Source organism: Pandoraea pnomenusa, from assembly GCF_040391475.1.
Lineage (GTDB): Bacteria > Pseudomonadota > Gammaproteobacteria > Burkholderiales > Burkholderiaceae > Pandoraea > Pandoraea pnomenusa_C.
This window is the reverse complement of sequence record NZ_JBEBXS010000006.1, coordinates 179,503-199,641: the sequence shown is the minus strand read 5'-3', so window position 1 is coordinate 199,641 and position 20,139 is coordinate 179,503. Positions and strand designations below refer to the sequence as shown.

The window sequence follows — 20,139 nt, the reverse complement described above, 5'->3', positions numbered from 1 at the left end:
CCGCCGGCACGCGAGGATGTCATGACGAAGTCGCTCTTCCGCCCCTTGGGCGCCGCACTGGCGCTGGCGTTGTGGTGTTGCTTCTGGATTCCGGCATCGGCACATGCTGCGAATTCGCCGGGTACCGGGCTGCAATCCGGTGCCTCGGCAAGCAAGACAGCCACGACAGCGAGTTCCCGGCACGGCACCCGGCCGTCGCGGGCCGCGCGCGCGAAGCGTGCGGCCCGACCGCCGGCCTTCTCCCCACCGGGGTCGCCGCCTGCTGCGCTCGTCAATGTGGCGCCGTTACCGTGGCACGACGTGTTCGAGGAAGCCGGTGCCTGGGCATCCGAGCCGATCATCGTGAGCGGCAAGATGCTTGGGAACACACTCGGCAACGCCGGTGTGACGGCGTCCACGGACGGCATCATTACCGGTCCGCGGGCGGGGCTGACAGGGCTCTATCAGACTGTCTGGCATCGTGCGCTCTCCAGCCCGGTATTGAGCACACAGCTTTTCGTTGGTTCTCCCGAATACTTCGGACTTCACTTCTAGGCCGGGCGACGCACCCCCGCGTCGCATGCCGGCACTCGAATCCCGACTCCCGGTCAGGCCGGTGTATCCGCTGCGCGCATTGCCGCGTTGAGCGCCCGTCGGTGTGCCCCGCACGCACGGACCGGTGCAGCACGCTTTCGACTACGCCCCGACTGGCAGCACGCCACGCCACGTGCGCCTGCGCTCGGCGGCGTATGTCTTTCTCTCGCGCTTGCCTCGCCAAGATCAATGCGGGTAGGATTAACCCGCAGTTCAAGCGTGGCATTTCCTCACGACATGCCGGCTACCGGCATGCCATTCCGTTCTGGAGCCCCCTATGAGCACGCCTGAAGTTTCTGTGCAAAGCCCTCCCCAGAAAAAAGCGATTCCCATCGGTTTGATTGCCGCTGTGATCGTGATGATCGCCGTGCTCCTGATCCCCATGCCCGACGACTTGCCTGTCGCGGGACACCGCATGCTGGCGATTCTCGCCTTCGCGGTGGTCGTGTGGATCACCGAAGCCGTCTCCTACGAAGCCAGTGCCATCATCATCACGTCGTTGATGGCCTTCCTCGTGGGCACGGCACCTACCATCCAGGACCCCAGTGTCGAATACGGCACATCGCGGGCCATCAGCATGGCGCTCGCGGGTTTTTCGAACTCCGCACTCGCGCTGGTGGCCGGCGCCTTGTTCATCGCTGCGGCCATGACCCTGACCGGGCTCGACCGCCGCATCGCGCTCGTCACGCTGTCCAGGATCGGCACCAGCACGCGACGCGTCATGGTCGGTGCCATTGCCGTGACCATCCTGCTCTCGCTCGTCGTGCCGAGTGCCACTGCACGTAGCGCCTGCGTGGTGCCGATCATGATGGGCGTGATCGCCGCGTTCGGTGTGGACAAGCGCTCGAACATCGCTGCGGGCGTGATGATCATCGTGGCGCAGGCAACGAGTATCTGGAACGTCGGTATTCAGACCGCAGCGGCGCAGAACCTGCTCACTGTCGGCTTCATGGACAAGATGTTGGGCGACCGTATCACGTGGGCCGAATGGCTCGTCGCCGGTGCGCCGTGGGCCATCATCATGTCGGTGATTCTGGTGGTGCTCGTGCTCAAGATGATGCCGCCCGAGGCCGACGCCATCGCCGGCGGCAAGGAGGCCGTCGAAGCGCAACTGCGGGAGATGGGCCCGATGACGAGTGCGCAGAAGCGCTTGCTCGCCGTGTCGATCGGCCTGCTGCTGTTCTGGGCGACGGAAGGCAAGTTGCACCGCTTCGATACCACTTCGGTCACGTATGTCGGTCTGGTGGTGCTGATGCTGCCGCGCTTCGGTGTCATGACGTGGAAGGAAGTGCAGACGCGCATTCCCTGGGGCACGGTCATCGTGTTCGGGGTGGGGATCAGTCTCGGTACGGCATTGCTGACCACGCAGGCCGGGCAGTGGCTGGGGAATCATGTCGTCGCCGCCACGGGCCTCGATTCGCTCCCGACGCTCTGGGTGTTCGCCATTCTCGCGGCCTTCCTGATCCTGATTCACCTCGGCTTCGCGAGCGCCACGGCGTTGACGTCGGCCATGCTGCCGATTCTGATTGCGGTCCTGCAAACCCTGCCGGGCGATTTCAACCGGTTGGGCATGACGATGCTGCTCGGCTTCACGGTGAGTTTCGGTTTCATCCTGCCGATCAACGCGCCGCAGAACATGGTGTGTCTGGGTACCGACACCTTCACCGCGAAGCAATTCGCGCGGGTGGGCGTCGTGATTACCATCGTCGGCTACGCGTTGCTCCTGCTCTTCGCCGCGACCTACTGGCGCTGGCTGGGCTGGTTGTAATCCGGTGTGCCCGAACAAGGAGTCAACATGCGAATCCCTCTGAAAGACGCCGTCGGCTTCGGCAAGCAGCTATTGCTCGCGCAAGGTGTGCCCGATGACATCGCGTTCGACGTGGCGCAGCATCTGGTCGAGTCCGACCGCGTGGGCTATGCGAGCCACGGGCTCTCGATTCTGCCGACGTACCGCAAGGTGCTCGACGACGGACAGGTCAATCCGACCGGTCGGCCGACCGTGCTCACCGATCACGGCAACCTGTTGCTGTACGAAGGCAACCGCGGCTTTGGCCAGCACGTGGGCAAGTTCGTGCTGGAGCATGCCATCGCGCGGGCTTTCGACAAAGGCGTCGCCATTCTGACCTTGCGCAACAGCCATCACCTCGGTCGCATGGGGCAGTATGGCGAGATGTGCGCGCATCAGGGGCTGGTATTCATGGCGTTCACGAACGTGACGAACCGTCAGCCGATGGTCGCGCCGTATGGCGGGTCCGAGCCGCGCCTGACGACCAATCCGTTGTGCTTCGCGGGGCCGCTGCCGAACAACCGTCCGCCGCTCGTGGTGGACATGGCGACCAGCGCGATCGCCATCAACAAGGCACGCGTGCTGGCGGCCGAAGGCAAGCAGGCGCCGCCGGGATCGTTGATCGACGGCTACGGCCATCCGTCCACCGATCCGAATGTGCTCTTCACCGAGCCGTTCGGGGCATTGCTGCCGTTCGGTGCGCACAAGGGGTACGCGCTGGGCATCGTGACGGAGTTGCTCGCGGGCGTGCTGTCGGGCGGCGGCACGATCCAGCCGGAACATCCGCGTGCGGGGGTGGCGACGAACAACATGTTCGCCATCGTGCTCAATCCGCAGGTCGACTTCGCGGCCACGTGGCGTTCCCACGAAGTGGAGGCGTTCATCGATTACCTGACGTCGTGTCCGCCGCAGCCGGGCTTCGATCGGGTGCAGTATCCGGGCGAGTACGAAGCGGATAATCGCAAGAAGCATCACGATCACGTCGACCTGACGACGCCGATCTGGGAGTCGCTCATGAAGATGGCCGGCGATCTGGGCGTGGCGCCGCCACGGACGTTGTGATGTCGGCGAGGCATGACGGTGCGCGTGCCTCGACCTCGACTCGATGGATAGGGCGCGACGACAGCGCCCGGAAATGTTTTGCGATACGGGCTGAGTTGCCCCGTATTGCGCGGTATCACAGGGAGAAAAGTCATCCATGCCATTACTCATGGTGGACGTCGTGAGCACTGAGCGCTCGATCTTTTCGGGGGAAGCCCGTTTCGTGGAGGTCCCCGGGGCGCAGGGCGAGCTGGGCGTGTTGCCCGGCCACACGCCGTTGTTGACCGGGGTGCGTCCGGGCACGGTGCGCATTGAATCGCCCGACGGCGCCGAAACCTATCTGTACATCGCAGGCGGCTTCGTGGAGATCCAGCCCGACCGCGTGACGGTGCTGGCCGACACGGCCATGCGGGCCGACAGCCTCGATCAGGCCCGCGCCGAACGCGCGCGCGAGGAAGCGCAAGCGTTGCTCGACCAGCAGACGGGCGACATCGATTACGCCAAGGCGCAAGCCGAACTCGCCGAAGCCGTGGCGCAGTTGCAGGCGATACGGCGCATGCGCAAGCGCAAAGAGGGACGCTGACGCGGCGCAACCGTCGCGCGGTGCCCCTGCCGCAAACCACCAGCGATCCCGTGTGATCGTTGCCGATTCTCAAACGACAAGCAGCCCCGACGGGCTGCTTTTTTTTCGTCTGTCGGACACGTCGATCGACGTCGTGACGCCGACACCAAAGGTGCAACCGCTTGAGGTAAACCCTGAAGCGATTCGACTTGCGCCATTTTTTTGAAATAACTATATTTCACTCAGATAACAGTTATCGCAGTGAAATAACTGTTTAGTGGTGAATCGTTGGGGGTGTGACGTCGGTATACCGGCGGACATCGTCATCCACTCAATGCATGCGTGATGTCACGCGTGCGCGCCCTTGGAGTTGAAATGAGCGAGACAGGTAAGCAAACGGAGCAGGAAGTTCTGTTCACGCAGGTCGGCAAGGTCGCCGTGATTACGTTGAACCGTCCGCAGGCGCTCAACGCCTGGACCATCGCCATGCGCGAACTGATCATCGCGGCGCTTGAGCGGTTCAACGCCGACGACAACGTGGCGGCCGTCATCATGACCGGCGCGGGGCGCGCGTTCTCGGCCGGTCAGGATCTTGCGGAGGCCAAGCATTTCGACGGCGACACGGCCATCGAATGGATCAAGGGCTGGGAGCATTACTACGACGTGATCCGTAGCCTGAAGAAGCCGCTGGTCATGGCGCTCAACGGCACCGCCGCAGGATCGGCGTTCCAGGTCTCGCTGCTCGGCGACATTCGCGTCGGTCATCCGGGCGTGCGCATGGGGCAGCCCGAGATCAACGCCGGTATCGCCAGCACCACGGGCCCGTGGATCATGAATCACATGCTGGGCCTGTCGCGCACGATCGAGCTCACGCTCACGGGCCGTCTGATGGAAGCCGACGAGTGCCACCGCCTCGGCCTCATTCACCACCTCGTGCCTGAGGAGAAAGTGTTCGACAAGGCACTGGAAATCGCGTCGGAACTCGCCGAAAAGCCGCCTGTGGCGATGCGTCTCGACAAGCAGCGTTTCCGTGAGATGACCGAAGGCACGTTCCAGGATGCCATCGAAGCCGGCATGCGTATCCAGCGCGAATCGTACGAATCGGGAGAGCCGGCACGCATGATGGCCGCGTTCTTTGCCAAGCGCGCAGCCAAGGCGGAGGCCGCGAAGGCCTGAGGCTTCAGCGGCATCGTCTGAAGACGTTCGCCGTCCGGCGTCACGAATCGTTCGCAGCCTCGCGCATCGTGACGCCGGTCGGCCACCAGAACAGGACATGCGCGTCGCGTCTGTCCACACGCTAGCGGAGTTTTCCATGTCTCACCCGCACGACCCGCAAAATCCGTCCCGCCGCCGCCTGATGCAAATGGCAGGCGCCACTGCACTTGCGAGCGCGTTGCCGCTCGCCGCGTCGCGTACGGCCTTCGCACAGGCCCGCCAGTTGATCGTCTCCGATCCGGGGGGTCCGTACACGGCAGCCTACCGCCGCGCGTTCTACGATCCGTTCGAGAAAGCCACCGGTATCAAGGTGGTGAGCGTGGCGCGCGATTCGCAGCCGGTCGCCCAGTTCGCGGCGATGGTGCAGACGAAGAACTTCGTGTGGGACGTCACGACGCTCACGCTCTCGGCCGACATTCCCTATCTCGAGTCGAAGGGCTTCCTCGAGCCCATCGGCATGAAGGCTGCCGACTTCCCGGGCATCATGCCCGAGGCCGTCACGCCCGACTGGCTGGGGGTCGACGTCTACTCGACCGTGCTGGCCTATCGCGCCGATAAATTCCCGAAAGAGGCGCCGCAGACATGGGCCGACTTCTGGGACGTGAAGCGCTTCCCGGGCCGCCGTTCGCTGCGCCGCAGCCCGCTCGACACACTCGAGCAAGCGCTCATGGCCGACGGCGTGCCCATCGACAAGCTGTACCCGCTCGACCTCGATCGCGCATTCAAATCGCTCGACAAGATCAAGCCGCACATCAATCTCTGGTGGACCTCGGGTGCGCAAGCCATGCAGGCGATCCAGAGCGGCGACGTCGACATGATGTCGACGTGGAACGGTCGTGCGCAGGCTGCCATCGACAACAAGGCGCCGGTGAAGATCGTCTGGAACCAGGGGCTGTATTCCATCGAAGGGTGGGGCATTCCGAAGGGCACGCCGCGCGCCGAGTTCGCGAAGCAGTTCGTGCGCTTCTGCGGCGATCCGGCGCGTCAGGCGCTCATCACGCAGGACCTGGCCTACGGCCCGACCAACCTCAAGGCATTCGAAGGCATTCCGAAAGAGCGCGCACCGTTGCTGCCCACGGCACCGGCCAACCTCAAGGGCATGCGCTTGCCCAGCCCGCAGTGGTGGGCCGAGAACCGCACCAAGGCCACCGAGCGTTTCAACGCATGGCTGTTGTCGTAAGGCGTCCGGAACCAAGGAGCAGGAAGCGTCGAACATGAGTACCAAACTGGAAACCATCGGTCTTGCCAAGACGTACCGCGAGACCCCCGCGCTTCTGCCGACCGACCTCCGGGTCGCGGCAGGGGAATTCCTCACGTTGCTCGGGCCATCCGGCTCGGGCAAGACCACGTTGCTGCAGATGATCTCCGGGCTCGTCGAGCCCAGTGCCGGTCAACTGCTGATCGACGGCCGCGATGCCACGCATGACGCGCCGGGCAAACGGGGTATCGGGATGGTCTTCCAGAGCTACGCGCTCTTCCCGCACATGACCGTCTGGGAGAACGTGGCGTACGGCCTGCGCATGCGCAAGCTGCCGCGTGCCGAGCTGGCCCCGGCCGTCGACGCGGCGCTCGCGATGGTCAAGATGCAGGCCTTCGCGCAGCGTCTGCCGTCGGAGCTGTCGGGCGGCCAGCAGCAACGCATCGCGCTGGCGCGCTGCTTTGCGTTCCGTCCGTCGATCATTCTGCTCGACGAGCCGCTCGGCGCCCTCGACAAGAAGTTGCGCGAGCACATGCAAATGGAAATCCGTCGCCTGCATCAGGAGTTGGGCGCAACGTTCATCTACGTGACCCACGATCAGGACGAAGCGCTCACGCTCTCCGACCGGATCTGCCTGATGAATCAGGCGCGGATCGAACAGATCGGCACACCTGCGCAGTTGTACGATCGTCCGGCCACGCGTTTCGCCGCCGACTTCCTCGGCCACTCCAACTTGCTCGACGGCGTGGTCGAGCGGCTGATCGACGGGCGCGTCGCGTTGCGTGTCGGCAGTCGGCTCGTGCCCATCGGCCCGAGTCCCGATCTGCCAGCGGCCGGCTCGGCGAGCTTGCTCGTGCGCCCGGAAGCGGCGCGACTCACGTCACCTGAGGACGGCGCGCTGGCGGGCACCATCCGGGAGGTCGTCTTCCTCGGTTCCGACACGCGCGCCATCGTGTCGCTGGGGCAGGGCGCCGGGCATCCGGACGGCACCCCCAGCGGCGCTACCGACTTCACCGTGCGCTGCCCCCGTGACCTGACCCCGCGCGTGGGCGAGCGCGTGGGGCTCGCCTGGGATCACGGGCGCGCCACGTTGCTCACGCGCTGAGCCGATCCATCGACGCCGTCGACAGCCCCAGGCGTTCGACGCAAGTTATCCGCTTCAGGAGTATTTGCCATGTGGCTAGTTCAACGCCTGCCTCAGGCGGGGGCACGTATTGCCTCGCCGCGGCATCTGGCCCGGTGGCTCCCGGCCTTGCCCGCGTTGCTGTTCCTCGCCGTGTTCTTCATCGTGCCGGTCGTCGAGATTCTGCAAGGCGGACTCTACGATGGCGACGGTGTGCTTTCCGTCGCCCAATTCGCCCGCATGACGCACTCGGCGGTCTACGTCAAAGTGCTGGCGTCGACCTTCTGGATTGCCTTTCTCACGGCGGCACTCTCCGTGCTGCTCGGCTATCCCGTGGCCTACCTGCTGGCCCGGCTCTCCGCGCGCTCGCGCGAGCGCTGGCTGCTGTGGATCGTGTTGCCGTTCTGGACGAGCTACCTCGTCAAGACCTATGCGTGGATGCTGCTGCTGTCGAAGACCGGTCTGCTCACCGTCGTGGCAACGCATCTCGGGCTGATCGATAGCGCTGGAACGCTTGCACCGTCGCTCACCGGCGTGCTGATCGGCATGGTGCACGCCATGTTGCCGCTCGCGGTCATGACCATGCTGCCGATCATGCGCGGCATCAACATGCAACTCGTGCAGGCTGCGCAAACCCTCGGTGCGGATCGCGCCACCGGCTTCTTCACCGTCTTCCTGCCGCTGTCGGGGCCGGGCGCGGCAGCCGCCGGGCTGCTTGTCTTCATCTCCAGTCTCGGCTTCTTCATCGTGCCGGCCCTGCTCGGGTCGCCGCGCGAGTCGATGGTTGCCCAGCTCGTCATCTCGTCGGTGCTCGAACTGTTCGACCTGCGCTTTGCCGGTGCGCTCTCGACCGTGCTGCTGCTGTGTTCCATCGTCGTGTTCTACATTTACGACCGGGTCGTGGGGCTGTCGTCGCTCGCGGGAGAGGCGCCGGAGCGACGCAGCGGGGCAGGCGGGCGCACCTTGCCTGTGCTCATCGGGATCGGACGTCTGGCGGGCAAGCTGTCGTTCTCGCGCGGACCAGAGCGTGCCGAGGGTGGTTTCGGCCTGAAGGCGTACACCTGGGCCGTGGTTCTGGCGCTCGTGCTGCCGATCGCTTTTGTCGTGCCGCTGGCGTTCACGAAGCAGTCCTTCGTGGCCTTCCCGCCCGAGCTCTTCACGTTCAAATGGTTCGTGGCGTTCCTGGAGTCGAGCGTCTGGCAGGCGGCGTTGCTGCGTTCGCTGGGAGTCGGCTTCGCTACCGCGACGCTGGCACTCGTGCTGGGTTTCGGGGCGAGTCTCGCGCTCGTGCGCTTGCCGTCGCGTTGGCGCAAGCCGCTGTTCGCGGTCTTCATTGCGCCGCTGATCGTGCCGCGCATTGTCGTGGCGGTCGGACTGCTGTATCTGTTTGCGCGATGGGAGCTTGCGGGCACCAACGCGGGCCTCGTCATCGGTCATACCGTGCTGGCGATTCCGTACGTCGTGGTCACCCTGTCGGCGAGCTTCAAGCGTTTCGACTGGCGACTGGACGATGCCGCCAAGATGCTCGGCGCCTCCGCCTTCACGCGCGTGCGCACCGTGCTGTTGCCGTTGCTGGCGGCGAGCCTCGGTTCGGCATTCCTGTTCGCTTTCATCGTGTCGTTCGACGACCTGACGATTGCCATCTTCGTGTCCGGCGGTATCAACACCACGCTGCCCAAGCAGATGTGGGACGACATCCAGTTGGCGGTCACGCCGACGCTGGCTGCCGTGGCGACGTCGCTCGTGTTCCTGATGGTGTTCATCGTCTGGCTGTCTTCCATCTTCAAACGCAAGAGCTATTGATAACGCGATTCCCGTATGTCCAAGTCCAACGTTGCCCGAATTGCGCCGGTGAATGCGCATCCGTACACCCAGTACTTTCCCCAGCGGGCCGAGGGCGACCGGCTCGATGTCGTGCCCCTGTTGCTGGCGGGGCTTCGCAGCGCGTCGGCCAGGCCGGCCGTCGTCTTCGAAGGTCAGGCCATTGACCGTGGGCAGATGGCGGCGCGCGTGGGGGCCATGCAGGCATGGTTCGCGGCGCAAGGCCTCGTGCCCGGCGACCGCGTGGCCGTCATGCTCGGCAATAGCGCCGCGCAAATCGCACTGATCTATGCGCTGATGTTGTCCGGTCTCGTGTGGGTGCCCGTCAATACACGACTGAAGGGCGACGGGGTCGAATATCTGCTCGGCCACGCGAAACCCAGGCTGCTCATCGCCGAGCCGGCCTTCGGTGAGGTCATCGACGCCGGCGTTGCGCTTGCCGCGCAGCAGCCGGGGCATCACGGTACGCAAGTCGTGCGTCACTGGCTGTCCACCGTCATGACGCAGGCCGCCGACTACACGGGCGCGTCGCCGGCCCCGGCGGCTGTCACACCTGAGTCGGTGCTGTGCATCATCTACACCTCGGGCACGACGGGTGCGCCCAAGGGGGTGTTGTTCACGCATCGCATGATGCGAATTGCCAGCGAGGCGGCGCTTCGTGTGGCCGACGCCCATGACGGCGATCGATTGTTCCTGTGGGAGCCGCTGTGTCACATTGGGGGGGCGCAGATGCTCCTGTTGCCGTTCCTGGTCGATGTCGAGATGCATGTCGTCGAGCGGTTTTCGGCGAGTCGGTTCTGGCAGCAATGCGAGGATTCGCAGGCGACGCATCTGCACTATCTCGGGGGCATTCTCGACATCCTGATGCAGTTGCCGCGCGATGCGCAGCCGGCGCAGAACTCCTTGCGGGTGGCGTGGGGCGCGGGTGTGTCGGCAAGTGCATGGCAGGCGACACGCGAACGCTTGGGGTGCGCATTGCGTGAGTGTTACGGCATGACCGAGTGTTCGAGCTTCGCAACGCTCAACGACGCTGACCAGCCCGGGTCCATCGGCAAGGCGCTGCCGTGGCTGACGTTGGAGCTGCTTGACGACGAGGGGTGTCCGGTGGCGGAGGGCGAGCCGGGCGAGATCGTTTTATCGAGTGACGTGGAGGGCGTGTTCCTGCCGGGATATCTCGACAATCCTGAGGCAACGTCGAAGGCATTGCGAGACGGCAAGTTGTTCACGGGGGACAGTGCGAGGCGTGGCGCGGATGGCGGTCTGGTGTTCATCGGCCGTCGCACGGACAGCATGCGGGTGAGGGGGGAGAACGTGTCGGCGTGGGAGATCGAGCGAGTCTTCGCGCGGCATCCGGCGGTGGTGGCCTGTGCGGCGATTGGTGTGGCGAGTGAGATTGGTGAGCAGGACATCATGTTGTACGTCCAGTTCAAGGAGGGAGAGGCGCTCGAGTGGGACGTGTTGTCGGGTTGGGCTGCGGACAAGCTCGCCAGCTATCAGCGCCCGCGCTACTATCGCGAGGCGTTGCGATTCGAGACGACGCCATCGGAGAGAATCCGGAAGCACTTGTTGTCACGCGAAACGCTTGGCGCGTGGGAGCCACCGGCAACGAGATAAGCGCGGACGGTTGGAGGGGGGCAATGAAGGATGGAGACGGACCGTGGCCCCTTTCTGAATCGAGTTGGGTTGATGTCTGAGAGGCGGAAAGGGGCCACGGTCCGTCGGGGGATGAGCCGGAGCCGAAAGACGAGAGGAAAACCGGCGATTCCAGAGTTATCGTATGAAAATAGATAGTTATTTTTATGAGATAATCCGCATCTGCCTGCCTTAATCTTCAGAGACTGTGGCCACCACAAACAAGACACCCCGCACGCGAGCCAAAGCGGCGACTGCGACCGAGACGGCGGCTGCGGCCCCGTCGACCGAATCGACGCTCTACGTCCAGTCGGTAGAGAAAGCGATGAAAGTCCTGACGGCGTTCGACGGTTCGAAGCGACACCTTTCGCTGTCCGAAATTGCGTCGGCCACGGGTTTCGACATCAGCGCGGCGCAGCGCTTCACGTTCACGCTCTCGGCGCTGGGATACCTGCTCAAGGATCCGCAGAGCAAGAAGTACGAGCTTTCGCCGAAGCTGCTGGACTTCACCTATCACTATCTCGTCTCCAACGAGCTGGTCAGCCGTGCGGCACCGTATCTTCAGCAGTTGGCTGCAGAGACGGAGGAGGCGACCAACCTGACGGTGCGTCTGGACACCGACATCGTCTTCGTGCTGCGTATCGTGAGCCGAAGCGTGTTCAATGCCAACGTCATCGTGGGTTCGCGTCTGCCGGCGTATTGCACGGCGCCGGGGCTGGCGATGCTGGCCACGCTCGACGACGCGGAGATCGACGACATTCTGGCGCGTACCAACCTTGTTCAGTTCACCCCTGCGACCGTTGCGCAGCCGCGCAAGATCAAGGAGCGACTGGCACGCATTCGCAAACAGGGCTACGCACATACCGAAGACGAATTCTTCATGGGCGATATTTCGACGGCCGCCGCCGTCGTCAATCAGGACGGGCGTGCCATTGGCGCCATCAACATTGCGGTGCCTCGCGTGCGGTGGAATGCCGAGCGCGACGAGCGACGCTTTGCCGATCTCGTCATCCAGACCGCGGGCGCGTTGTCTGCGCGACGTCGACAGGAAATGTAAGGCGGGTTTCCGCACCATGACCCGGCTCGGCCGGTCGACCGGTTGTCCTCTCAAACTGGCGTGCTAGAATCCCGCCCCATGGGTATGGAGCAGAGCTGAATTCCGGGAATTCCGGCATTGCGCGTAGCGGCACCCCGACCAGAGGTGCAGGGAAGACGCGCTGTCAGGCACATGTGCCGGATTCCTTAGAGATACCGATGGCCGGACCGGGGCGGCCACACGGTGCGCCGTATTTCGCGCAAGCTACTGCCGGATCGTCCATCCCAATCGCGGACCGCTGATCTTTCAGAATGGTTCTCATTCCCCGTACTACACACTGCGCATCGCGTGCCGGGCTTCTGACCTGATATACGGCGGTGCGTACGGGGGACGGAGCTATGGCTCTTGGTTTGTCGTTGCCGGCGCTGGACCTGCCGACATTACAGTTCGTGACCTTCCTGCTCAGCATCGCGACAGGCATCCTGTTCATGCTCGACGCGTTGCGTCGCGACGAAGCCGAATCGCCGCGCTGGTGGAGCCTCGCCTTCCTGCTCGCGACCTTCTCTCCGGTGCTCTACCTGCTTGCCGCGCGAAGTTCTCGCCTCGCGATCCTCTATCCATTGGGTAACGCCGTGGCCACGCTCGCCTTTGCGATGGTGTGGAGCGGGGCGCGGCGCTTCTACGCACGCAATGTGCAATGGGTCGCGGTGTTCGGTGGACCGGCCGTGCTGCTTTGGGGGACGTGGCTGTTCGCCCGGCCACTCGATGCCTGGAGCGGCGGCGTGCTGTTCTTCTCGTTGCTCGCGTTCTACAGCCTGATGGCTGCGAAAGAGTTCTGGCAGGCATCGGGCCTGCGATTGCCGAGCAGTGTCGTGCTGGCGGTCGTTGCGGTGTTGCACGGGGTGTTCTACACGGGCCGCGCCGTTGCCCTTGTGTGGCTTGGCCCTACCGATCCGCAGTTCCTCGCGTGGTTCGGCCCGCAAGTGTCGACGACCGAAATGCTCGTGCTGATCGTGGTGGCGAGCTTTCTTATGGTTTCCCTCGGCAAAGAGCGTTCCGAAATCGCGTTGCACCGCGCGGCCACCCGCGACGGCCTGACCCAGGCGTTCAATCGTCCCGAGTTCACGCGACTCGCGCGCGAGCAGATGCGGCGGCACGGCGCGGCACGTGCGCCGGTTGCGCTCCTGTTGCTCGATCTCGATCACTTCAAGCGGATCAACGACACCTATGGGCATCCGTTCGGAGACACGGTGTTGTTGCTGTTTGCCCGCACGGCCTCGCAGCAACTCCGTGCCGACGACATTTTCGGCCGCTACGGCGGCGAGGAGTTTGCGCTGTTCCTGCCGGGCGTGGGTGCCACCGAGGCGCAGACGATTGCCGAACGCGTGCGCGAAGCGTTCGAACGGGCCGGGCGCCTGGTGCAGGGCGAGTCCGTGTCGGCCACGGTGAGTATCGGCATTGCTTGCGACGAACGCTCGCGCGGCGAGCTCTCGTCGCTGGTGCAGCGGGCGGACCGCGCGCTCTATCAGGCCAAGGCTGCCGGCCGGAACCGGTGCGTGCGATACACGCCGGAGACGGCCATGCCGGTGGTGGAGTCGCGCGTCGAGGTCAAGCCGCTACGTGCGGCAGCGGGCGGATAAGGCGCGCTTGCGTTCGGCGGGCGCCAGAGGCGTGAACCCGGACGTCGCGCGCCATCAATGCCCGAACGTGAAGTTCAGCCCTGCGAAGATCTGCCACTTCGGCACGTTGCCGGAATGCGCTACCGAATACTGCGGCTCGATGAACGCGTTCACGATGGTCGTGCCCATCTTCCATGCCTTGCCCGCGCCGAAGCCAACGGGAATGTAGTAATTGCCGTGTTGTAGGTCGAACGTCCAGATACCCGTGGAGCGCAGGTACCAGCCTTCGGGCAGGTTGTAGATGACGAACGGCTGACCCGTGAGGGTCTGCACCGTCGGCCGGTCGCCCTGACCGGCGAACGAATGCTGCCACTGAAGCAGCGCACCGAGCAGACCCGCTTTGCTCGAATGTATCGCCACGGCGGCGAGACCCGCCTGCCATTTCCCTGTTCCCAACGATTTGTCGGTGGCCGTCGGCACGGTCAGCAGCGGCCCGACGCCGAACTCCACGCCCGCGACGGGCTTGAGCAGGAAAATATCGAACAGGTTGATGTCGCCGAGGCCGGTCTTGTAGCCGCTACCGCTTGCGTCCGGACGCGTACTGATGGGAATCGTCGCCCGCAAGATCTGCGGCACCGGCACGACGCCGTTGGGACCGAACGGCATGGTCGGCCGCAACAGAAAGTCGTTCGTATGCGAATCGACGCCGAAGAGCGACGGCGTGTAGTAGTTCTGCACGTTGAACGAAGCCGCGAGGTTGAGCGGGTTGTTGCTCTTGTTCGCGTCGTCGGCGGACGTCTGCGCATGCGAAGCCGAAACCGCGCCAAGCAGCAATCCGATCGTCAGAGACATGCGTGCGCATGTGGCGCGCAGAGTGCATTTCGTCATTTCGGCTCCGCAATCCAGTGGACATTCGGTGCGCCTTTGCGATCGCCTGTGAGCGATGCGCAAGCGCGAGGTTGCGTCCGATTCTAGATTTGTTGTTAATGAATTGCGATTCTATTTTTGTCGTAAATAGGTTTTGATAATTTAAATAACTTTTCGTATCAATGGTTATCGCGATGTGTCGTGGTTTGAATTCGTCAGTTCCCATCCTGGATACTGCGAAAAACATGCTGCGTGGTGAATTGCTGGCGCAGGTGGGGAATGAGCGCCAGGTCTTGCAAACGAAGTGGCAGTGAGGGAGGGCGGTGATTCGTCCGATCGTGCAATCATTGTCAATGAATATTGGTTGAAATAACCATTTGACTTTTATTGATTGCCAAATGAACATGAAAAATAAATCGATAATTCAGCTGTAATTAAAATTACATTTCCTGACGCCGAGTAAAACCGGAGGGTGCCGAACATGAATCGAATGACGCGTCGTTTTTGTTTGCTTACCGCAATCGGACTGTTCGGTACGGGAGGGAGTGCGGTTCAGGCGGCCGACGCCAATCCGTACCCGTTCAAACAGGGTTTCCCGACGGCAACGGCATCGCAGCACGCGCGTGCCGACGAGACCTTGCAGCGCGCCATCGTTGCGTATCGATTCTGGTACCCGACCGTATCGCTCGAAGGCATCTTCAACGGCAATCGAGCCGTAGGGATAGAGGACGGGAAGCAGTGGGGCATTGCTGCTGCCGGTCCGAGGCAGGTCGGGTTCACGCTGAACTCGGATACGCCCTATGGGTCGGGCGTGCTGGATCTCACCGACGGACCGGTCGTGATCGATCTGCCGCCGGGACCGTTCATCGGACTGATCAACGATCACAATCAAGGCTGGGTCGCCGACATGGGACTGCCGGGGCCTGAGGCTGGCAAGGGCGGCAAGCATCTCATCCTGCCGCCGGGCTACCAAGGTAAAGTGCCCGCGAAGTCCGAAGGCTACTACGTGTCACAGTCGCCTTCGCTCAAAAATCTGCTGGCGTTGCGTTCGATGCCTGTGGGCGGCGATGTTGCGAAAGCGATGGCCGCCTTCCAGAACGTGAAGATTCAACGATGGTCTGAGCAGGGCGCCACCGGCCCGGCATTGCAGGCCGTCGATACGACGAAACTCCCGCTTGATAGTTCGTCGTTGAAGTGGGAGGACAATTTCCAGTTCTGGCAAAAGCTGGACAAGGTCATTCAGGAGGAGCCGCTGCAACCGGCCTATTTGCCGATGTACGGCCTGTTAGCCGAGCTCGGTATCCAGAAAGGTCAAACGTTTGCCCCGGATGAAAAGCTCAAGGCGGTGCTGACGAAGGCCGCGCGCCTGGGCCGCGACCAGATGCTGGTGTCGGCGTTTGACAGCGACCGCCCGGGAATCCGGAACTGGCCGGACAGGCATTGGGAGTGGGTCGGTCTGGTGCCGGGTAGCGCGCAGTTCGAGACCCCTGCCGGTGTCGATCTGGACGCGCGCGATCGCTGGTTTGCGCAGGCGATCGTGACGTCACCCGCCATGTTCCGCCGTGACGCCGGGGCCGGCTCGCTCTATTGGTTGAGTGCGCGCGACGGTCAGGGGAATTTCCTTGATGGCGGCAAGCAGTACACGCTGACGGTGCCGCAGCCCGTGCCGGGCAAACTGTTCTGGTCGGTCACGTTGTACGACGCGCAGACCCGCTCGCAGGTGCAGACCGATCAGGACAAGGCGGCACTGCGCTCGCTGTTCGAGCTCAAGGACATCGATACCACCAAGCCGGTGGTGTTGTCGTTTGGACCGAATCCGCCGAAGGGCGGCGATACCACGCATTGGATCAAGACCGTGCCCGGACGCGGATGGTTTGCTTACTTCCGCATCTACGGTCCGGAAGCGGCCGCGTTCGACAAGACGTGGAAGCCGGGAGACATCGTGCGCCAGTAACCCTCTCGACGGGGCACGCCGATAGGGTGTGCCCGTCTCGTTTCCTATCCGCCAATGCCAAAAGGACCAACTATGCCGACGCACAAGATGTGGTTGGGGGTTTCCGCAGGACTCGTCAGCTTGCTTCTCGGCGCCTGCGCCGGTACGCCATCCGGCAACCACTACCGGATGACGACGCCGATCCCTGCGCAGATCACCACGCCGGCGTCGGTCGACACGCGTATTGGCATGCTGACGTATTTCGATGGCGTGCCGACATCGCAAACGGCCGAGCGTGTCTACGACAATCTCGATTTCCTTCGTGGCGTCGAGGTGTTCCTGAATGGTGTGCCGGGTGCATCGATGGTCGGAATTCGTACGGGCCTGCGTGACGCGGGAGCCACGGGAAGTACGGTTGGCGTATTCGAGTCGCTCATGGATTCGAAGTCGCTGTTCCTTACGGCAAATAGCGAGACCGTCTATTTCTGGAACTGGATGGATCTGAGAAACGGACCGGTTGTGGTGGAAACACCACCGAATATTCTCGGTGTGGTCGATGACTTCTGGTTCCGCTATGTCACCGACATGGGGAATGCCGGACCTGACAAGGGCAAGGGTGGTAAGTATCTCTTCGTTCCACCCGGTTACGCCGGGGCGTTACCGGCGAGCGGCTACTACGTGGTGAAGTCGCCGACATTCGGCAATCTTCTGTTTGGCCGCGCGTTCATGCAGCACGGCGATCCGAAGCCGGGTGTCGCCGCGCTCAAAGCGGGTTTGCGCGTCTACCCGCTTTCGCAGGCGGCCAATCCGCCGGCCACAACCTTCATCGACCTCTCGGGCAGGGTGATGAATACCGTGCATGCGAACAACATCGACTTCTACCAGGAGATCAACCAGATCGTTCAGGAGGAACCGGCCGGTGCTTATGGTCCCGACATGACGGGTTTGATGGCGTCGATCGGCATGGAGAAGGGCAAGCCGTTCGCGCCCGACGCACGCATGCAGAAAATCCTGACGGATGCGGTGGCTGTCGGCAACGCGACGGCGCGCTCGATCGACTTCGCCAATCGTAATCCGGCGGCATACATTTATCCCGATCGCCGCTGGACGACGCCGTTCATTGGCGGGAGCTATGAGTGGCTGAATAACGGCGCCCGCAACTTCGACGCGCGCACGATGTTCTTCTATGCCGCGACCATCGACACGCCGGCGATGGCCGTTGCCATGCCGGGCATTGGCTCGCAGTACGCCGCGACGAACACGGATCGCGCCGGTCAGCCGTTTGACGGGGCCCGGCAGTACGTGCTTCGTGTTCCACCCAATGTGCCGGCGAAGGATTTCTGGTCCGTCGTGGTCTACGACACACAGACACGTTCGATGCTGCAGACCGATCAGCAATTCCCGAGCCTGTCGAGCGAAAAGGATTTGTTGCGCAACGCAGACGGATCGGTCGATGTGTATTTCGGCCCAACTGCGCCACCGGGCAAGGAAAAGAACTGGGTGCAGACGATCCCCGGCAAAGCGTGGTTCACGATCTTCCGGCTCTATGGCCCGCTGCCAGCCTGGTTCGACCGTAGCTGGAAGCTCGAGGATATTGTCGCTGCGCAGGGCTAGCGACCGGTTTCATCGTAGGAGCACCGCGTCCGGCAGGCCTTTCGCGCGTCGTGTAAAGTCGGTGATTCCTGCACGCCGACGTCGACGATTTCTGCCATGCCATCCACCATCGGTAATTCGCTGCTCTGGATCTTCGAGCCGCTGGAGCGTAACGAAACCTACCTGCGCAAGCGCATGTTCGGGTCTGAGGCTGCGTATGTGAATGGCATGCAGTGTCTGGGCGTCATTGACCGTGACGCCCCGTGGGATGGCCTGCTCGTCTGTACGTCGCACGAGCACCACGCGTCACTGCAGCAGGAAATACCGGCGTTGCGCCCGCATCCGGTGCTGGGGAAGTGGCTCTACGTGCCGGAGTCGGATGCCGACTTCGAGGCTGTCGCCAAGCGTGTGGTCCAACTGGTGCTGGCGGGGGATCCGCGCATCGGCATCGAGCCGAAGCCACGTAAGCCACGTAAGCCGCACAAGGCCGCGGCAAAGCGATCGATCGGACTTCCATAGGCCTGGGCACATGCGGTGCCCGCCGGTATTGATGCACCGGCGGGGCCTGTCGACATCTCAGTCGGCGGCGATGTGCACCATCTCTTCGGTTTCGCCGGGGGCCGTCTTCTTCATGCGAATGAACAGCAGCAGCGGCATGACGATCAGCGTGAGCATCATCATCAGCCGGAAGTCGTCGAGGTACGCGATCATTGCGGCCTGACGTGTGACTTCGGCATTGATCGCCGCCATCGCTGCGTCACCATAGGTCTGCGCGTATTTCTCAAGCCCTTGGGTAAACGGTGTGATGCGCTCCGACAGCACGGCATGATTGACCTGCGTGTTTTGCGTGAGCAGCGTCTGCACGACGGAGATGCCGATACTGCTGCCGATGTTGCGCGACAGGCTGTAGATGGCCGCGCCGTCGGCACGGAGTTGGCCGGGAAGGGTGGCGAAGGTGACGGTGGTCAGCGGCACGAACACGAACCCGAGACCGAAGCCCTGGATGACACCAGGCCACACGATATCCGACGGACTGAGCGTGAGCGAATAGGCCGCCATCATATGGAGGGAATAGGCGGTGAGCGCAAAGCCGAAGCCGAGCAGATACCGCACGTCGACCTTGCCGACCATCCGCCCGACGATCAGCATGGCCGCCATCGTGCCGGCCCCGGAGGGCGCCGTCACCAGTCCGGTCAGGATCGCCGGATAGCCGAACAGGCTTTGCAGCATCGGCGGAAGCAGGGCGCGGGTGGCGTAAAGGATGATGCCGACCACGAAAATGTAGACGACCCCGGTGTTGAAGTTCCGGTCTCGCAACAAGGCGCGATTGAAGAATGAGTTTTCGCCGGCCGTCCATGTATGGACGATGAAGTACGCGAAACAGATGATGGCACCGAGCATCTCCAGCCAGATCTCGGTCGAATTGAGCCAGTCCTGTTGTTCGCCCCGGTCCAGCAGCAACTGCAGTAAGCCGATGGCCAGACTTAGGGTGACGAAGCCCATCACGTCGAATTTTCCGGCTTTCTGTTCGGGCGGTTCCTGCAGATAGGCCGCAATGCCCAGAAAGGCGATCAGGCCGATAGGCAGGTTGATGTAGAACACCCAGCGCCAGTTGTAGCTGTCGGTGAGCCAGCCGCCAAGCGACGGACCGAGAATCGGACCGACCATCACCCCCATGCCGAAAATCGCCATCGCCGAACCGTGTTTGTGCGGCGGGTTGATGTCGAGCATGGTGGCCTGCGAGAGCGGTACGAGCGCCGCACCGCAGACCCCCTGAAACAGCCGCGCCGCGACGATTTCCGTGAGCGAATGCGCCATGCCGCACAACGCCGACGCAATGGTGAACCCCGCCACGGACCAGAGGAAGACGCGCCGGCGCCCGAAGCGCGCGCACAGCGTGCCGGTCAGCGGCGTGGCAATGGCGGCGGCCACGATGTACGACGTCAATACCCAGGTAATCGAGTCCTGTGAGGCACCCAGGCTGCCTTGCATGTGGGGGAGCGCCACGTTGGCGATGGTGCTGTCGAGCGTCTGCAAGATCGTTGCGAGCATGACCGACATGCTGACGAGCGCCCGGTGCTTGCCCGGATCGTCAACCTTTTTGGGGGATGCCACGGTAATTCCTCTGGTAGTTCGTCAT

The 20,139-nt window shown here is 63.2% G+C and carries 16 protein-coding genes; 14 read left to right on the top strand and 2 right to left on the bottom strand.

The genetic code is table 11. From position 1 onward, the window contains the following. Positions 1 to 21 precede the first annotated feature (21 nt). The 11 genes from ABWO90_RS09135 to ABWO90_RS09085 all read left to right on the top strand — a co-directional run bounded on the left by ABWO90_RS09135 (position 22) and on the right by ABWO90_RS09085 (position 13,627). A complete protein-coding gene (locus ABWO90_RS09135; RefSeq protein WP_353190894.1) occupies positions 22 to 534 on the top strand; it encodes a hypothetical protein in 513 nt (170 codons plus the stop codon). Positions 535 to 850: 316 nt separating this feature from the next. Continuing rightward, the gene (locus tag ABWO90_RS09130) at positions 851 to 2,341 is read left to right on the top strand and encodes a DASS family sodium-coupled anion symporter (protein WP_353190893.1); all 1,491 of its coding nucleotides are present in this window, start codon (positions 851 to 853) and stop codon (positions 2,339 to 2,341) included. 27 nt (positions 2,342 to 2,368) lie between these two features. After that, positions 2,369 to 3,421: an Ldh family oxidoreductase gene (locus ABWO90_RS09125; protein WP_353190892.1), complete on the top strand. Its 1,053-nt coding sequence runs from the start codon at positions 2,369 to 2,371 to the stop codon at positions 3,419 to 3,421. A gap of 136 nt (positions 3,422 to 3,557) precedes the next feature. Next, positions 3,558 to 3,983 (top strand): F0F1 ATP synthase subunit epsilon, encoded by a 426-nt coding sequence (locus ABWO90_RS09120; protein ID WP_353190891.1) that lies wholly within the window; start codon positions 3,558 to 3,560, stop codon positions 3,981 to 3,983. Between the two features lie 354 nt (positions 3,984 to 4,337). Beyond that, the gene (locus ABWO90_RS09115) at positions 4,338 to 5,138 is read left to right on the top strand and encodes an enoyl-CoA hydratase/isomerase family protein (RefSeq protein WP_353190890.1); all 801 of its coding nucleotides are present in this window, start codon (positions 4,338 to 4,340) and stop codon (positions 5,136 to 5,138) included. A gap of 136 nt (positions 5,139 to 5,274) precedes the next feature. After that, positions 5,275 to 6,357: an ABC transporter substrate-binding protein gene (locus ABWO90_RS09110; RefSeq protein WP_353190889.1), complete on the top strand. Its 1,083-nt coding sequence runs from the start codon at positions 5,275 to 5,277 to the stop codon at positions 6,355 to 6,357. A 34-nt stretch (positions 6,358 to 6,391) separates the two neighbouring features. Then, positions 6,392 to 7,480, top strand: coding sequence for an ABC transporter ATP-binding protein (locus tag ABWO90_RS09105; RefSeq protein WP_353190888.1), 1,089 nt, complete (start codon positions 6,392 to 6,394; stop codon positions 7,478 to 7,480). A gap of 69 nt (positions 7,481 to 7,549) precedes the next feature. Continuing rightward, positions 7,550 to 9,301 carry an ABC transporter permease subunit gene (locus ABWO90_RS09100; protein ID WP_353190887.1) on the top strand — a complete coding sequence of 584 codons (1,752 nt, stop codon included), beginning with the start codon at positions 7,550 to 7,552 and terminating at the stop codon, positions 9,299 to 9,301. Between the two features lie 15 nt (positions 9,302 to 9,316). Next, positions 9,317 to 10,933, top strand: coding sequence for an AMP-binding protein (locus ABWO90_RS09095; protein WP_353190886.1), 1,617 nt, complete (start codon positions 9,317 to 9,319; stop codon positions 10,931 to 10,933). 226 nt (positions 10,934 to 11,159) lie between these two features. Beyond that, complete coding sequence (locus ABWO90_RS09090) at positions 11,160 to 12,008, top strand: IclR family transcriptional regulator (RefSeq protein ID WP_353190885.1); 849 nt, start codon at positions 11,160 to 11,162, stop codon at positions 12,006 to 12,008. Between the two features lie 377 nt (positions 12,009 to 12,385). Next, positions 12,386 to 13,627, top strand: a complete 1,242-nt coding sequence (locus ABWO90_RS09085) for a GGDEF domain-containing protein (protein WP_353190884.1) — start codon at positions 12,386 to 12,388, stop codon at positions 13,625 to 13,627. A 54-nt stretch (positions 13,628 to 13,681) separates the two neighbouring features. Here ABWO90_RS09085 and ABWO90_RS09080 read toward each other — a convergent pair whose 3' ends face one another. Beyond that, the gene (locus ABWO90_RS09080) at positions 13,682 to 14,458 is read right to left on the bottom strand and encodes a hypothetical protein (RefSeq protein ID WP_353190883.1); all 777 of its coding nucleotides are present in this window, start codon (positions 14,456 to 14,458) and stop codon (positions 13,682 to 13,684) included. A 523-nt stretch (positions 14,459 to 14,981) separates the two neighbouring features. Here ABWO90_RS09080 and ABWO90_RS09075 point away from each other — a divergent pair. From ABWO90_RS09075 to ABWO90_RS09065, 3 genes are all read left to right on the top strand, one after another. Then, positions 14,982 to 16,427, top strand: coding sequence for a DUF1254 domain-containing protein (locus ABWO90_RS09075; RefSeq protein ID WP_353190882.1), 1,446 nt, complete (start codon positions 14,982 to 14,984; stop codon positions 16,425 to 16,427). A gap of 72 nt (positions 16,428 to 16,499) precedes the next feature. After that, positions 16,500 to 18,020 (top strand): DUF1254 domain-containing protein, encoded by a 1,521-nt coding sequence (locus ABWO90_RS09070; protein WP_353190881.1) that lies wholly within the window; start codon positions 16,500 to 16,502, stop codon positions 18,018 to 18,020. 96 nt (positions 18,021 to 18,116) lie between these two features. Then, complete coding sequence (locus ABWO90_RS09065; RefSeq protein WP_353190880.1) at positions 18,117 to 18,518, top strand: hypothetical protein; 402 nt, start codon at positions 18,117 to 18,119, stop codon at positions 18,516 to 18,518. A 57-nt stretch (positions 18,519 to 18,575) separates the two neighbouring features. On the opposite strand, the gene ABWO90_RS09060 is transcribed toward ABWO90_RS09065, so the two are convergent. Then, on the bottom strand, positions 18,576 to 20,060 hold the full coding sequence (locus tag ABWO90_RS09060; RefSeq protein WP_353190952.1) for a DHA2 family efflux MFS transporter permease subunit: 1,485 nt from the start codon (positions 20,058 to 20,060) through the stop codon (positions 18,576 to 18,578). Positions 20,061 to 20,139 lie beyond the last annotated feature (79 nt).

Coding starts and splice junctions, on each gene's coding strand:
- ABWO90_RS09135 (WP_353190894.1), top strand. CDS start 22: ATGACGAAGTCGCTCTTCCGCCCCTTGGGCGCCGCACTGGCGCTGGCG.
- ABWO90_RS09130 (WP_353190893.1), top strand. CDS start 851: ATGAGCACGCCTGAAGTTTCTGTGCAAAGCCCTCCCCAGAAAAAAGCG.
- ABWO90_RS09125 (WP_353190892.1), top strand. CDS start 2,369: ATGCGAATCCCTCTGAAAGACGCCGTCGGCTTCGGCAAGCAGCTATTG.
- ABWO90_RS09120 (WP_353190891.1), top strand. CDS start 3,558: ATGCCATTACTCATGGTGGACGTCGTGAGCACTGAGCGCTCGATCTTT.
- ABWO90_RS09115 (WP_353190890.1), top strand. CDS start 4,338: ATGAGCGAGACAGGTAAGCAAACGGAGCAGGAAGTTCTGTTCACGCAG.
- ABWO90_RS09110 (WP_353190889.1), top strand. CDS start 5,275: ATGTCTCACCCGCACGACCCGCAAAATCCGTCCCGCCGCCGCCTGATG.
- ABWO90_RS09105 (WP_353190888.1), top strand. CDS start 6,392: ATGAGTACCAAACTGGAAACCATCGGTCTTGCCAAGACGTACCGCGAG.
- ABWO90_RS09100 (WP_353190887.1), top strand. CDS start 7,550: ATGTGGCTAGTTCAACGCCTGCCTCAGGCGGGGGCACGTATTGCCTCG.
- ABWO90_RS09095 (WP_353190886.1), top strand. CDS start 9,317: ATGTCCAAGTCCAACGTTGCCCGAATTGCGCCGGTGAATGCGCATCCG.
- ABWO90_RS09085 (WP_353190884.1), top strand. CDS start 12,386: ATGGCTCTTGGTTTGTCGTTGCCGGCGCTGGACCTGCCGACATTACAG.
- ABWO90_RS09080 (WP_353190883.1), bottom strand. CDS start 14,458: ATGTCTCTGACGATCGGATTGCTGCTTGGCGCGGTTTCGGCTTCGCAT.
- ABWO90_RS09070 (WP_353190881.1), top strand. CDS start 16,500: ATGCCGACGCACAAGATGTGGTTGGGGGTTTCCGCAGGACTCGTCAGC.
- ABWO90_RS09065 (WP_353190880.1), top strand. CDS start 18,117: ATGCCATCCACCATCGGTAATTCGCTGCTCTGGATCTTCGAGCCGCTG.
- ABWO90_RS09060 (WP_353190952.1), bottom strand. CDS start 20,060: ATGTCGGTCATGCTCGCAACGATCTTGCAGACGCTCGACAGCACCATC.